Source organism: Actinokineospora sp. UTMC 2448 (assembly GCF_024760565.1).
GTDB classification, from domain to species: Bacteria; Actinomycetota; Actinomycetes; order Mycobacteriales; family Pseudonocardiaceae; genus Actinokineospora; species Actinokineospora fastidiosa.
In genome coordinates this window covers 1,101,384-1,115,422 of record NZ_CP031087.1, presented here as the reverse complement: position 1 = coordinate 1,115,422, position 14,039 = coordinate 1,101,384, and the positions used below count along the sequence as shown (strand labels likewise).

The following is a 14,039-nucleotide window of genomic DNA, read 5'->3' as shown; positions in this document are numbered from 1 at the left end:
GGTGGCATCGGGTTTCCTGCCGCCATACCGCCTTGCCATGCCTGTGCTCCCCCCTGTTGGATCAGTACAGGTTTACACCGTGAGCCCACGCACCGGCGGATATGCCTCCAACGGCACCGACCACACCGGCGTGCTCGCCGTGCTCGTGATCGTCGTCGTACTCGCCCTGGACCTCGGCGGCTTCCAGCTCGGGCCTGTCGGCTTGGAACGCTCACCCTGACAAGCCGCTCCGGTTGCGGCGTCCCCGGTCCACTCGGTGGGCGCCGCAACCGGGCCTTGGCGGGCAACATCCTGCTTGCCCCCGGCTGCGGTGTGGGTCATCGAGCCACCCACGCGAATCCTGACGTGAGTCAGCCGCGACGCTGGCCTCAGCACGCGGAACGGTCGGCCGCCGGTCAGCGATGATCGTCGCGTCGTGAGACGTCGGCGCGGTGGGCAGGGTTGGGTGCGGCCGGTGCTGGTGATCGTGGTGCGGCGGGGCACGTGCCGTATACGTGGCGAACCCGCAGGTGGGACCGACATACCGGTAACGGTAGGCCGGTCCCACCTGCGGAAACGTGGTTCGGCGGCTCGCACCGACCGGTACCGGGGGTCTGCGAGCGGCCAGCTCCTTCCGGCGGTACCCGTGGCCTCCCCTCACGCGGAGGGCCGCCGTTCAATTACGGCCGATCACTGAACACCCGCCCGCGTCCCTCCTGATATCGACATCTATCTGACCAGCAGCACACTGAGCAGCAGCACAAGGAGGACGACGTTGAGGATGATGCTCACCGCCGCGATGTAGACAGCCAGAGGTCGGCCGGGCCGGCTTCTGTCCGGTGCCTGCTCATCCTCCGGGTCGGGCGTGGGATCAACGACCGTGGGGTCGGGGTCGATCTCGGGGTCGTTGCCTGCGAGGTCGGGTTCGAGGTCAGGGCTGGCGAGGACGGGGTCGGGTTCAGGACGGGGCTGTTCGGGCTCGGGCGGGACCTGTTGGGTCCGGAGGTGGCGGGCGATGACGATGTAGCGCTCGATCAGCTCTGGGGTGGGTGTTCCGGGGAGGATGACCCGCAGCAGCACGGCCAGGCCCGCGTAGTTGCCGGGGATGCGGGTGGTGTGCAGCCAGTCGTTGAGGGTGCTTCGGCCGATCGCGTCCTTGGGCGAGACCGTCTGCATCGCCGCTACGCATTTGCGCAGCGTCATCTCGGACTTCCGGTAGAGGTCGCGCAGCCACTCCATGAACGCCGTCTCGCTGGTCAGCGAGACGGCTCCCAGCTGCATCCTCAGCAGGACATCCTCGAGCGGTGTCTCACCCTTGGTCATCACGACGGAGGTGGGCGCCTGGCGGCGTTGAGCGTTTCGCCAAATCAACCGGGTTCGCAGGACGTCGGCTTCCGAGGCGCCGGCGAGTTCGAGGATCGCCGCGTACACCTCCCAGGACAGCAGCCGGTCAGGCGCATCACCGGAGAGTTGTTGGAGGATTCGACCGGTCAGGATGCTGTGGTTTGCCAGCTTCCATGCCTGCGGGCTGTTCACGGCCTTGTCCACCCAGTGCCGCACCACCTCGTTCAGCACGGCTACGGGCGACGCGGCGGGATCTCTGAGCAGGACTGGCTTGCCCTCGATGACTGCGGCCACGGTGCCCGGGGGCCTGGCAACGCCGTCGTGTGGACGGAGTCGAGGAGCGCTCAACGGGCGGCTCATCGGGCGGACACCGCCCCCGGCCAGCCACGGCTGGGGCAGGGGCAGCCTGGCGCCGCGGAGGGCGGCCACGACCCCGGCGGACACCCCGGTCCCCAGAATGGCCGCGAGTTCCGCGCCGACGACGCCTCGTCGTCCCCGCGCACGCGGGGCTGGTCCGGCGGGACGGTTGAACAGGGGCAGGCCGGTCATGTCGTCCCCGCGCACGCGGGGCTGGTCCGGCGACCGCGACCGGCGGGTGCCGCTCGCTCCGGTCGTCCCCGCGCATGCGGGGTTGGTCCCTTCTCAGCGGGGGTGTAGGTCAGCACGTTCGAGTCGTCCCCTCGCACGCGGGGCTGGTCCCAGCTCGTTCAGGACGTCGAGCGGATCGCTGCCGTCGTCCCCGCGCACGCGGGGATGATCCCCGGGCGTGGCTGCCCCGCGTCGAGGAGGTGAAGTCGTTTCCGCGCACGCGGGACTGGTCCCGGCGACACCGCCTGCATCCGCGTCTACACCGGGTCGCCCCGCGCACGCGGGGTTGGTCCTCCGCCCCGGCCGCCTCATCGAACGCCATCGCCCCGCAGGGGCTACGCGGTGCGGTTCGGGACGGCGGACTGCACGGCGAGAAGCCATCGCAACCGCAGCGAAAGAACGTCCCTCTGACGCTCATCGCGTGGCTGAAAGCAGCTGCGGCCCTTAGCGTCCTGCTGCGACTCGCCGAGGGCGTCGTCATGTCGCATCGAAGCGGCCGTGATCGAGGCGGTCTCGGAGAGCAGGGCGCCGCCATCCGTAGTCAGTCGCGCTTTGGGGCTTACACCTAGCAAGCCCGTCGCACCCTGCGCTTTCGAGCTAAACGGATGGCGGAGAATGCAGTAGGGTGGAGGCGGCTATCCGGAGACGCTCTTGTCGTTGGTGGTGCCGGGTTTCCAGTCGAGACAGACGACGACGGCGTCGTCGAGTAGGTGTGTGCCTTCGTGGTAGTCGAGTAGTTCGGTGATGATCGCCCGGGCGGCTTCCGGCGCGGCGAGGTGCTGGGAGTCACGGATGATGTGATCGAGGTTGGTGGAGCCGTATTCGCTGCCGTGTGGGGATTTCGCCGCGTGCACGCCGTCGCTGACGATGATCAGGCGGTCGCCCGGGACGACGTCGAACGACTCGGATTCGTACTCGGTGCCGTCGAACATGCCGAGCGGGAGCTGCGCGTCGAACTTGATCAGGTCGACGCTGCCGTCGCGCAGCCGCAGCATCCGCGGCGAGCCTGCGTCGACGACCTCGACCCGGTCGCTGGACAGCTCAAAGCGCAGCATCAGGGTGGCGACGTGCTGCGCGCCGCCGTACTGGGCGTAGATCGCCTGGTCGGCCAGGCATGCCTGGTCGGTGAGGGGCAGGCCGGCGCGGCGGGCGTTGCGCAGGGCGTTGATGGCGAGGTTGGTGAGCAGCGCGGCCTGGATGCCGCCGCCCATGCCGTTGGACACGGTGACGATCAGATCGTCTTCGGAGGCGCACCAGTCGAAGTTGTCGCCGTTGATCGTGTACGCGGGTTCGAGCTGTCCGCCCAGGGAGTACTCCGGTCGCGCGCAGCCTCGTCCGGGGAGGAGCTGCCATTGCATCTCGGCCGCCAGGCTGAGCCGCTCCCGCCTGCGGGCCTGCAGGTACAGGTCGGTGTCGCGCTCGGCGACGATCACCTCGTGGCCGAGCGCGGTGGCCAGTTCCGCCAGCTCGGCCAGGACCGTGTCGGCGGGTGAGCGGGAGAAGGTGACCGCGAGGACGCCGAGGCGGTCTCCGCGCACGGTCACCGGCAGGTACGCCACGGCGTCCGCTTGGCGGCCGGGTTCCACGATCGGCTGCTGGGCGATGAACGCCCGGCCCGCTGTGGTGGTGCGTATCGCCATCGGCTCCGCGGTGTGGGGCAGACGGGTCACCGGCTGGAGCACGCTGAGCTGGTAGTCGGCGAAGAGCATGTCCACGGCCGTGATGTGGTGCTCGGCGCGCAGCTTGGATCGGAGGGTGGCGAGCAGGGCGTGCGGCGGGCTGGATCTCAGCTCCTGCTCGATACCGACGGCTGGTACGACCCCACCCACGACGTCCACCACCCCTACGACGTCTTCATCGCCCAGGAACAGAACCTCTCCTGGGACGCCCGTCTACGCCGCCGCTACAGCCACCTCATCGCCGCCGCCGCATTCCTGTGGACCGCCATCGGCCTGGTCGTCGGTCTCGCGGTCGCGAACGCCACACTGCTCGACACCCTCCTCAGCTTCTTCGTCCCATCCCTGGCCGCCTACCAAATCGCCTACGAAATCTGGTCCAGCCAACGCAAAGTCGCCGACGAACGCGAACGACTCGCCAAAATCGTCAACACCGAACTGAACAACGGACACCCCGGCCCAGTGCCCGACACCGAATGGCACCGCCTACGCAACGTGGCCCGCGACGTACAGGACGGCGTCCTCCGCACCCGCCTGGACCCCGCCCGAGTCCCCGAATGGTTCTACAAACGCTTCCGCAACGACGACGAACGCGACTTCGGCGACACCGCAGAAGGCCACCGCGCCCGCCTCGCCCAAGCCCCACCCACATAGTGCGCTGGGCGGAATGCACCAAGCCCGCCCAGCGAACCGCTTCAACCAAGTGGAGTCAGCTCGACGGCCCTCCACCACCAGGCTGCCGATGCGAAACCGCTGGTCAGCCCTGTTCCATCCTTTTGATACTCCCGCCCGAGGTTCGGCCCTCCGCACGAGGATCTCGCGGAGGTGCCGCCTCCCCTGGGTCCGGCCAGACGGCACCCACCGCGATCACCAACCGACAGGAGGCAATACCACCGCCATTGGCCTCCGATGCCCCCGAACTCCGTTGAATGGCGCGGCAACGCATCCACACGAGCTGCGCTCTTCGCCCGGTCGGGGATCGAGGAACCGGCCGGAGTTCAAGCCGAGGCAGGCCACGAGGCGGCCGAACGTGCGCACCGGTCATGTCGCTGCCAGCAAGTTCCAGCCCGTTGATCTCCGAGGCTCTGGTCGCACATTGGCCCGCTCTCACTGCACGAGCATTCGAAGGGTTCGCACGCGCGCCTCGCGACAAGAGCGTGCGTTCATTAAGATTCTGGTTCACTGCTCCACGTGAGTGACGTGTATTGGCCCCCGCCCACCACGCGGTTGAACACCGCGACGCACCAGGACTGGCCCGCCTGCTGGCTACTGGCGGCGACCCTGACGAGGTCTTCGTGGACATGACGCTACTGACCCACGCCATCGACGCCGAGGGCGACGCCGCTGCCCAAAACGGAACCCCTCTCGAAGTCCACCTCACTGCAGTCCTACTCGCCTTCGGCGCCAACCCCTCCCTGCTCGACCCCATGGGCAGAAGCCCTATAGAGGTGGCAGAGGACTACCACCACGATCTGGCGATCAAGCTCCTTGGGATGCACTTGGACCGCCAGCACAACAACACTTGATGCGCTCCTCGGCAGAAGCGGATGTTGAAACAACGTACAACGGCTTCAGTGTGTACGTGCGTGAGATCGGGCAGTCGTGACCCGGGGACGACAGGCCGCGGTCTGGTCAGACCAGCGAGGCGGTGAGCTCGCGGAGCGGGGCAGGGTCCGTTGTGGTGATGTAACGGTAGCTCTGGGGCGGCTGGAACTCGGCGTGACTGCGGAGTAGGGCGAGGGTCAACGGGGCAGCCAACGGTTGCGGATCGGCGATGGTGAGCGCGGTGGCTTGGGTGGCGCCCGCGAAGTAGTCGAGAAACTCGGCGCGGGAGATGCCCACGTTCGCGCGATGTTTCCGCCAGATCGTCGTGGGACTTGCGGTGTGGCGGTCGGCGAGGGTGGCCAGGCCGAGGACGGCCATGACCGGTGAGCTGGCGTAGAGGACGATCGGTGTCCCGGGGGGCGCGGAGACGCGGGCGCGCCTCAGTTCTACGGTCTTTGAGCCGTCCAGGATGGCCTGGACGAATCTGGGACGCAGCGACATCAGCAGCGGACGTGGGGCTGGGGCACCTTCACTGTCGGTTGCCGGTGTCGTGATCACGCGTGGACTCTATCCAGCTCTACTGTCAAACACAGGTTCGACGCGATCTCGATCGTGTGACTGCGGCTACATGGTGGCGGTCCTGTACAGGTCGGCGAATAGTCCGGGACTGATCTTCTGGGGGCCGTAGAACTTCCGGGGTCCGTCGTGCGTTGCCCGCAGTCGCTGGTAGGTGCTCTCCGACACGGGGCGGTCGAACAACTCGGTGTCGGAGAAGCGTAGGGCCTGGAGGGTGGGTTTGCCGTCGGCCAGTTCGCGCAGCGCGGGGAGGTCGAGGACGCCGTAGTGCTTGAGGGACTCGTGAAGCCGCTCCAACTCGTCTACCTCGATCGCGTCCAGGAAGGATGTGCCGATGTAGCCTGGCGCGCTTCGCCCTCTTTTGCCCTGACTGGCTCGCCACACGATTCGCGCGGGTGCCGTCAGCAGCTTGTCTGCGGTCCGGTAGTAGACCTGTGCGCGCCCGAGGGCGAGTTCGACGGGGCGCGTGGTCAGATGCGCCGGGTAGCCGAGGAGTTCCCCGCTCCATCTCGGCTGGATGGGCAAGACGAAGTGCTGCAGGGTGCTGTCGGTGAGCTTGGCAGGCCAAAGCGACCTTTCGACCTCGACCGCCGCGCGCGGCGCGAGCCCGGGCCGCAAAAGAGGGCCAGGACCGACGCGGACGAGCGCACGCGCCTTGTTCGCCACACGGTTGACTTCCTCGCTCGTGCCGCACACAGGGACCACCCAGGCGAACCAACGGTCACCGACGTTGTGGAACGGTTCGGCCGCCAACGCCCTGGTCAGGACTCCGCCCACGTGCCGATCAGAGACCTCGATCGTCAAAGCGCGGTGTTCTCGGGCGTCCCTGCGCAGCAACCACAGCAGCTGACGCGCGAGGGTATCGGACAACTGGTGGTTGCCGGTCCGCAACAGCGGCACCCGGAGGATCTGGCCATCCAGGTGGGCGGCGTAGCAGGCGACCGGAGGCTCATCCCCGGACCTGATCAGGAAGCGCGGCACCTCCTCGCGGGCGAGTCTGCGCAGCAGGTCACGCAGATCGCCGCGGGTCTCGCCGGACGGCTGGGCCAGGAAGGCCAGCAAGTCGGACTCGTCGTCCGCGCCCGCGCGGACCTGGTCGTACTCGCTGTTCTGCAACCTGGCAGGTTGATAGGCCCACGCCCTGGCCAGTTCGTCGAGATGGGTGACGACCAGGTCGGGATTCAGCACGTGGACCGCAGCGATCGCGGGCACGGCCCGCCTCAACTTCTCGAAGCGCGCCCGAAGTCCGTCATCCCAGGTCAACAACACGCCCACGCCCGCGGAGACCACCGCCGCGATCTGCCGCAGATCGCCGAGATCCTGCTCGGACAACACAAGCCCGTGTGACGCCGCGACCAACTGTTCGTACAACGCCTCAGTCTGCGCAGGCGCACCAACCCGACGGGGGTACTCACCGAGGGCTTCTGTCAGCGCCGTGGGCCGGTCATGGCACCGTCGGCCGAGCTCGTGCTCCACGCCGTCGGTGACGACCAGACGGAGCCTGCCGATCAGGTGATCGGCTAGCAACACCTGCGATCGCTCGGCGACCGGCTTGTCCGAGCGCGAGTGCAGGTCCATCAGAATGTTCAGGTCGAGAGCCGCTTCGAGCAGGTCTGGCTCATCGTCGACGAAGTCCGGCTCGGTGAGTGCGCTGAACAGGTCCGGATGGCCGTGATCCAACCACCACACGGTCATCGGACTGCGATCCTTGCCACGCCCGACCGCTGCGCCGAGCGCTTGAAAGCCCAGAGCGGACCACAGCGGGTTGAGGCCGTAGTCGTCTCTGCACTTGGCGCGGATACCCAGTTGTGCCGAATGCTCGTTCTTGATCGTCTCCACCAGCACGCGGGCCACGCCCTTACCCCGTGCGGCCGTCTCCACGCACAGGTGGGAGAGCATCACCTGGTTGTTCCGCGGCAGCCGGAACAGCGCGTAGCCGACCGGCTTGTCCCCATCCCATGCGGCGATCAAGCAGCCGCGGTATGCCGCCTCCTTGAATGCGCCCGCAGGCATCATGCCCAACGTCCGGCTGTACCGCTTGCCCATCATGACCAGCTCGTCAACGACCGGGTCATCCGCACCGACGACACCCGCAGTGATGGCAACCATAGACGGATGATCTTACCGGAGCCGCAAGACTCGGGGGCCAGACCGGGCGTCGCCATCTGAAGCCGCGCCGACCGGACAGGCGGCACTTCACCCACCCTCGTGCCCGGCATATCCCTCGAAGCTACACGCTGCTCGCCCGCGGCCCACCAGGTGGGGCGCTCGGTTGTCCGGAGGTCGCCTACTCGAACGGCACGTCCTTGACGTCTCCGGCAACTATCCCGGCAGAAGTCCACGCCGCACGCAGAGCCAAGGACTGTCCGTAACGAGCGTTCCTGCCGAGCGGGCCAGCACCTAGCTTCCGCGACTTCCTGACAAGCCGGCCGCGCCAGCGCGAAGCGCGCCTCCACAACCAACTGCCGGTACGACTCTGCACGTCAGCCCCGTCCCGTCCTTCGCTACTCCCGCCGGGGGCACCACAAACAAGGGCAACATCAACAGCCGGACGGCTGGTGCTCGAAGACATCTACCCGGTGTGAGCGCCAGCCGTTGACTGTTGAAGGGGCCCGTTCATCAGCCGGTGTCCGGCTCCGACGGCTCTCGACGTATGGAGGGCTGTGGCAAGTGATCACCAACCGTGGGCGGCGTCCGCCTCGCCAGCTCCGTCGCACGCCTTGCGGTCACCGGTGCTGATGACCCCACAACCGTGGGCAGCGGACAGCCCTGCACCGTGGTGCCTGAACCCATCCGCATCGCGGCATGAGCGGACGTGCTGGCGTTAGAGCTGCTGTTCCATGACACTACTCTGCGCCACCTGGCGAATTCGGCCAGCGCCTGCGCTTGTACCACCCTGACGTCAACATCGCGCCTATGACGGACGGTGCCCTCCGCGGACTCCCCGTATCGCCGGAAAGTGTGGTGCGGAGAGTGTTCGCTTCGCTACTGTTCCGGTGGAGTCGGGAGGGTGACGAAAGGGTGGATGTTGGGGTTGACCGTTGGGGTCCTTCTCAGGCTGACCTTGTCGGCGGCGCCCAGGCGCGATGCGCTGGGCAAACGGGGAGGCGGCGTTCGTCGATCTGCCTGTCGGGAACTCCTCGGCATCCTCAACCGCGGGAAAGTCCGGGGGGACGACTTCCTCGGGATGCCCTTCGATCAGCGCAAGCATGAAGGCACTGAGCCGTCTTCAGTCGCGGCGGCCAGTGACCATGGGTGCGTCGTCGAACGACGATGTCCGGGCTTCCGACTCAGTAGGGTCACTCGGCCTGACCCGACGGTTCGCCTTTCCTCGAACAACACAACGAGAGAGCCCGCGCTGTGACCGATTCGCCGCGCCCGGTTCGTGCCACGGGAGGAGCTTCCACTGGTCGGACTGAATCGGTGGCCCGGTTCCAGCATGCGTTGCGACGCCTTCGAGCGTCCGTTCGAGAGGTGCGATCAGCTACCGGCAACGCGCTTGGCGCTCTTGCGTCGCCGCCAAGCGACGATGACGGAGTTCGGGAGCTGGAGCACCGGGCGCACGCGAGTGTCGATCGTGAGGTGGCAGTCCTGCGGCGCCGGTCAGCTCAGGTCGTGGTGGAGTGTCGGGACCGTATCGTGGCGGCGGTGTCGGTGCTGGCGCCGGATGGGTGCTCGGTCGACTGGTCACCGGCGGGACTTCCTGTGGTGTCCGATCCGCTCGACACGGCTGGCCACGTCAAAGTCGGGACGTTCACTATCGCAGCAACCGCGCTCGGTGTGAATGAACAGTTCTCGGCTCCGCTGATTGTGCCGCTGCTTGATCAGGGCAATGTCGTCGTCAGGTCCGCACCCGAGCGATCCGATGTGCGGAATGTCGTCCAGAACCTTGTTGGGCGTGCGCTTGTCGGCACGGGTCCCGGCCAGCTCGTCTTGCGGGTCTTCGATCCCGCTTTGCGGGGGCACTTGGCGCCGTTCACGCCACTGCGTGAGGTCAGCAACGAGTTGTTCCCGGCACCGGGCGTTCGCGCGGAGGACTTGGAGGCACTGCTGTATGAGCTTGTGCATCACGTGCGGCGTGTGGCGGACCTGGCTCGCGGGAACGCAGGGACGCTGGGAACCTTGCGGCGGAGTACCGGGCAACCCATAGAGACCTACCAGATGGTCGTCCTACTGGACTATCCACGCGGTCTGGGCGAGCGAAGCGCCGACATCCTCTCTGACCTCCTTCGCACTGGACCGGCGCACGGCATCAGCTTCTTGATCCACCATGACCCGGCGGCGCGAAGCGGGTACTCCTCCGGGGTCAATCTCGATCAGCATGCCCACTCCCTGTTCATCGGGGATAGTGGCTGCACATGGACAAATGTCGAGCAGATCGCCGTCTCCGTAGATCGGCCCTCGGCTCGGCAGCTTGAACAGGCGGTCGCCGCCGTCGCAGCCGCAGCGCGCAACGTCGAGGCACCGCGGATCGAGTTCTCCTCGATTCAACAGTCAACGAATCTGTGGTCCGACTCGACCGCTTCTGGCATCACGGCCGCGATCGGACGCTGCGGCCACGAAACGGTCACTCTGACTCTCGGTGATGAGAAGGAGCAGCGCCACAACCTGCTGGTGACGGGTGCGGTCGGACAAGGAAAGTCGAACTTCCTGAAGGTTCTCATCCACAGCATGGCCGTCCGCTACAGCCCGCGCGAGTTGGAGTTCTACCTGCTCGACTTCAAGGACGGTGTGACCTTCTTTCCCCTCGCGCCCAGCGCGACCTCGCCCGACTGGCTCCCGCATGCCAAGGTGATCGGAGTGGAGAGCGACCGGCCGTACGGGGTCACGGTTCTTGAGCACTTGTTCTCCGAGTTCGACCGGCGTGCACGGTTGATCAAACCGTACGGCGACAACATCGCGTCCTTCCGCGAGCGGGCACCGGACGCGCACATGCCACGAATCGTCGCCGTCATCGACGAGTTTCATGTGTTGTTCGAAGAGGACGACCCGACCACGGACCGCGCCGTCCAACTCCTCGAACGCCTGTCCCGCCGGGGCCGCGCCTACGGCATCCACCTCGTCCTGGCATCGCAAACGATCTCCGGAATAACAGCGCTGATACCAAAAGAGGGCGGGATCTATTCCCAGTTCCCCATCCGCGTCGCACTGAAAAATTCCGTCAGCGAGTCACGGGCGATCCTGGACGCCAACAACACCGGTGCCGCCAAACTCCGCTTCCGCGGCGAAGCCATCGTCAACCAGGACTTCGGCCAAGTCGAGGGCAATCGTCGCGCGGTCATCGCCGTCGCCGACGACAGGGAACTTGCCGAGATTCGGCACAGATGCTGGAATCAGCGAAGCCTTGAAGACACCCCACCGGCCGTCTTCAATGGGAGCAGGGCAGGCACCTTGTCCTCCGTCATTCCTGAACTCCGCCTGCTTCGAGCCAGAGCAAAGCAGGGACTCGATCAACGCATGGGCGTACTCGGAGCCCCGATCGCGGTCACCCGGTCACCGATCGGCGTGTCCCTTTCTGCGACCCCAGGTCGCCATCTGGCCGTGGCCGGTGCTGGCAAAGGCAGCCAACACTTCGGCGAACCGCAGAATACCGACCCCAACCTCGCCATCGGAGCGATACAGGCCGCGGCGCTATCGCTTGCCCTGCAACACCCCGCCGGCGACGCGGAGTTCACCATCCTCAGCTACCTCACCGAGCGCGAAGCCGAAGCATCAGGCATACCCCACCTCACTGACGTCCTCGAACGGCTCGGCTTCGCACCGATCGTCCACACCAAACAAGACGCGACGTCTCGGCTGCAGGAAATAGCCTCCCAGCTCGGTGACCGCGGACTCGATCACGCCATGGCGCACTACGTGCTCGCCTTCGCCATCGACCGCGCCGGATCGCTCGACCAACAAGACGCCGAATTCACCGCCCCCGTCGACAGACTTCGCACGATCCTGCGAGACGGACCGGTTCGCCGTACCCACCTGCTCGGCTGGTGGTCCAGCGTCGGCGTGCTGCAGGCACATCTCGGATACGAGACCACGACCACGATGGACGCGATACTCGCGCTTCGAGTCGAGCAGCGTGACATCACTGAGCTCATGGGCTACAACGTCACGTGGTCGCCCCGCGACAACCGCGGACTCCTCTTCGACCGCACGCAGTTCCCCGCACCAGTCCCGATAGTCCCCATGGCACCCCTCGATCAGGCCACCCGCGACCTGCTCCTACGTACCGACTGGGACGCCACATGACGAGCTACACCGACTACCTCGACGCCATCACCAGACTGACCAACCTCGAACACGACCTCACCGCTGGCGTGCTCGCCGCGAAACGCCGGCGCGACGCCCAACTGCGACAGATCGACGTACAGCGGCGGGAAGGCTCCCAACGTGCTCAACGACTCAAGCCATCGGTGGTGAACCGATACTCGTACGCGATCGAGACGCTGAAACGCATCGGATACGCCGATCTGTTGCCTGCCACACCTGCCGCGACCCGCCGCGCTCCCTGCACGGAGTCGGAACTCGCCACAATGCTTGAAGCGCAGCAAAAATCAGTTCAAGACCTCCAGCAAGCCGTCGACGACTACCAGCGCGCGGTGTGGCAAGTCCACCAAGCTGAATCACAACGCCACGCGCGGCTCCGCCGAATGATCATCGCTCGTGCGGTCGCGACCATATTCCTCGTCCTCGGAATCGTGATCACTGTCCTCTATATGAAATAGGAGATTGGCCACATGTCGCGGTTGGATCAGCTCAAAGGCCAGATCGACGCCATCGGGCAGGACGCCAAGGCCACGGCCGGTGGGCTGGCGAGCTACAAGTCGAAACTCTCGTCTGCGGTGAAGCAGGTCAACGCCGCCATCGGCGGAAGCGCGCAGCACGTGGACAAGAACATGATCGCCGCCCTACAGGTCGCCGAGAAACAGGTCGATGCCGCCGTGCAGGCATTGCTGGCCGCCGCCGCAGCGGCGAACCAGTATTCAAAATCTCTCTAACGTGAGCCACTCGCCCACGTGTCCAGCCTTCAGGACCTGTGCGCCGCGCTGGAGGAGATCCGGCGCGACACCCAGAACGTCGCCCAGCAGATTCAAGCCAAACAGCAAGCGTTGGCGGCTGCGGCCGCTCGCGCCCGCACGGTAACCAAAGACACGAAGGCCGCACACGCCGGACAACAGGCCGCACAAGCATTTGAGGCAGCCGCCCGCGCCTGCAAAGCCGCCGTAACGCACCTCCTGCGAACCAACCAACACGCACAGCACTACATCAACACTAACTGCGGAGGCTCGCTCGGTAATGACACGACCGGGGCGGAATCTCTGGCGTGGACGTGCGGTGCAGGTGCATGGGGGTCTGGTGGTAGCGATCCCGCCTCCGTTGGCATGTGTCGCAAAGAAGCAAATACCGGACCCTTCGCGGGCTTGCCCGTGCCGATGCAGAAGCGAGTCGTCTACCAGGTCGCGGCCGCTGCTGGTGTCGGGCTCGCGGGGGTGAAGATCACGATTGACCGTAACCCTGACATGATCGGCTCCAAGTTCTATGGCTACACCCCGCCGGGGGGTGGTCAGATGGTTCTCTACCCAGACGCGTTCTCCAGCATCGAGGCTCTCGCGGTCACCCTCGGTCATGAGCGCACGCATGTGAGTCAAGTTCAGCTTTACGGCCCGTGTCGAAGCTCCGATGACCTCTCCCGTCGGGAGGACGGCGCGTATGCTACTGAGTACCAATGGCTTGACTACTTGCGCGGGAAGTTCTAATGGGGCGTGAACGTGAACGTTGGATGAAAGCCTCGGTGGAAGCGATCGGAGCTTTGCCAGGTCCAGTGCGGTCGTCGTGCCCTTCGTGTCGTGTGCCCGCACTGCAACTTCGTTACATCGGTGATCCGGCCACTAGGATCGGCTATCTGCAATTCTGGTGTGACAACTGCCTTCGCGGCATCAGGGTGTCTCGTGCAGAGGCGCCTGATGCTGCTGTGCTTGTGCCGTTTGGGCACCCGGAAGCTGCGCTTGTGCCCTTCTTCGATGAGGTCATCTGAAAGTCGGGGCGGCAGTTGGAAGGAGGTTAGAGCGCGCCGTGTCGGACGGCGGCTTTGTCCGACCGAGTTGCTGCCGACGCCACGCCAGCACGAGCGTCATCACCACGCTGGTGCCCGCGCCCACGGCCCAGCGCGGTGCGGATCATCTTCAACCGGCCTTGCGAACTCGCCACATCCAACAGGCGAGTCAACACCAGCACCGCGGCGGTGGTGGCCAGCACGACCGGCGCCACGATCGCCAGCACTGGCCGCCACCTACCCGATCCACCACGCTCGCGCCCTATCCCGCGACGATCATCGCG

12 protein-coding genes are annotated in these 14,039 nt (G+C 66.1%); 7 read left to right on the top strand and 5 right to left on the bottom strand.

From position 1 onward, the window contains the following. Window positions 1-79: 79 nt before the first annotated feature. Window positions 80-220, top strand: a complete 141-nt coding sequence (locus tag Actkin_RS05265) for a hypothetical protein (protein WP_258906176.1) — start codon at window positions 80-82, stop codon at window positions 218-220. Between the two features lie 488 nt (window positions 221-708). Here Actkin_RS05265 and Actkin_RS05260 read toward each other — a convergent pair whose 3' ends face one another. Both Actkin_RS05260 and Actkin_RS05255 read right to left on the bottom strand, forming a co-directional pair. After that, the gene (locus Actkin_RS05260) at window positions 709-1,617 is read right to left on the bottom strand and encodes a hypothetical protein (protein ID WP_258906175.1); all 909 of its coding nucleotides are present in this window, start codon (window positions 1,615-1,617) and stop codon (window positions 709-711) included. Between the two features lie 929 nt (window positions 1,618-2,546). Beyond that, window positions 2,547-3,620: a PP2C family protein-serine/threonine phosphatase gene (locus Actkin_RS05255; RefSeq protein WP_258907854.1), complete on the bottom strand. Its 1,074-nt coding sequence runs from the start codon at window positions 3,618-3,620 to the stop codon at window positions 2,547-2,549. 15 nt (window positions 3,621-3,635) lie between these two features. Here Actkin_RS05255 and Actkin_RS05250 point away from each other — a divergent pair, with 15 nt between their 5' ends. Beyond that, window positions 3,636-4,241, top strand: coding sequence for an S-4TM family putative pore-forming effector (locus Actkin_RS05250; RefSeq protein ID WP_258906174.1), 606 nt, complete (start codon window positions 3,636-3,638; stop codon window positions 4,239-4,241). Window positions 4,242-4,882: 641 nt separating this feature from the next. Beyond that, on the top strand, window positions 4,883-5,113 hold the full coding sequence (locus tag Actkin_RS05245) for a hypothetical protein (protein ID WP_258906173.1): 231 nt from the start codon (window positions 4,883-4,885) through the stop codon (window positions 5,111-5,113). Window positions 5,114-5,219: 106 nt separating this feature from the next. Here the strand turns inward: Actkin_RS05245 and Actkin_RS05240 are convergent, their stop codons facing one another. Both Actkin_RS05240 and Actkin_RS05235 read right to left on the bottom strand, forming a co-directional pair. Continuing rightward, the gene (locus tag Actkin_RS05240) at window positions 5,220-5,690 is read right to left on the bottom strand and encodes an ASCH domain-containing protein (protein WP_258906172.1); all 471 of its coding nucleotides are present in this window, start codon (window positions 5,688-5,690) and stop codon (window positions 5,220-5,222) included. A gap of 66 nt (window positions 5,691-5,756) precedes the next feature. Further along, window positions 5,757-7,817, bottom strand: a complete 2,061-nt coding sequence (locus Actkin_RS05235; RefSeq protein WP_258906171.1) for a GNAT family N-acetyltransferase — start codon at window positions 7,815-7,817, stop codon at window positions 5,757-5,759. 1,539 nt (window positions 7,818-9,356) lie between these two features. Here Actkin_RS05235 and Actkin_RS05230 point away from each other — a divergent pair. Genes Actkin_RS05230 through Actkin_RS05215 form a run of 4 tightly spaced genes read left to right on the top strand, consistent with a single transcriptional unit; the run spans window position 9,357 to window position 13,459 of the window. Continuing rightward, window positions 9,357-11,951, top strand: coding sequence for an FtsK/SpoIIIE domain-containing protein (locus tag Actkin_RS05230; RefSeq protein ID WP_258906169.1), 2,595 nt, complete (start codon window positions 9,357-9,359; stop codon window positions 11,949-11,951). Further along, window positions 11,948-12,427 carry a hypothetical protein gene (locus Actkin_RS05225; RefSeq protein ID WP_258906167.1) on the top strand — a complete coding sequence of 160 codons (480 nt, stop codon included), beginning with the start codon at window positions 11,948-11,950 and terminating at the stop codon, window positions 12,425-12,427. The genes Actkin_RS05230 and Actkin_RS05225 overlap by 4 nt, the downstream gene beginning before the upstream one ends. Window positions 12,428-12,439: 12 nt before the next feature. Next, entirely contained in the window at window positions 12,440-12,700 is a 261-nt protein-coding gene (locus tag Actkin_RS05220; RefSeq protein ID WP_258906166.1) for a hypothetical protein, read from the top strand. A gap of 18 nt (window positions 12,701-12,718) precedes the next feature. Beyond that, the gene (locus tag Actkin_RS05215) at window positions 12,719-13,459 is read left to right on the top strand and encodes a hypothetical protein (protein WP_258906165.1); all 741 of its coding nucleotides are present in this window, start codon (window positions 12,719-12,721) and stop codon (window positions 13,457-13,459) included. A gap of 304 nt (window positions 13,460-13,763) precedes the next feature. On the opposite strand, the gene Actkin_RS05210 is transcribed toward Actkin_RS05215, so the two are convergent. Continuing rightward, window positions 13,764-13,982 carry a hypothetical protein gene (locus Actkin_RS05210; protein WP_258906164.1) on the bottom strand — a complete coding sequence of 73 codons (219 nt, stop codon included), beginning with the start codon at window positions 13,980-13,982 and terminating at the stop codon, window positions 13,764-13,766. Window positions 13,983-14,039 lie beyond the last annotated feature (57 nt).

Coding starts and splice junctions, on each gene's coding strand:
- Actkin_RS05220 (WP_258906166.1), top strand. CDS start 12,440: ATGTCGCGGTTGGATCAGCTCAAAGGCCAGATCGACGCCATCGGGCAG.
- Actkin_RS05225 (WP_258906167.1), top strand. CDS start 11,948: ATGACGAGCTACACCGACTACCTCGACGCCATCACCAGACTGACCAAC.
- Actkin_RS05235 (WP_258906171.1), bottom strand. CDS start 7,817: ATGGTTGCCATCACTGCGGGTGTCGTCGGTGCGGATGACCCGGTCGTT.
- Actkin_RS05255 (WP_258907854.1), bottom strand. CDS start 3,620: ATGCTCTTCGCCGACTACCAGCTCAGCGTGCTCCAGCCGGTGACCCGT.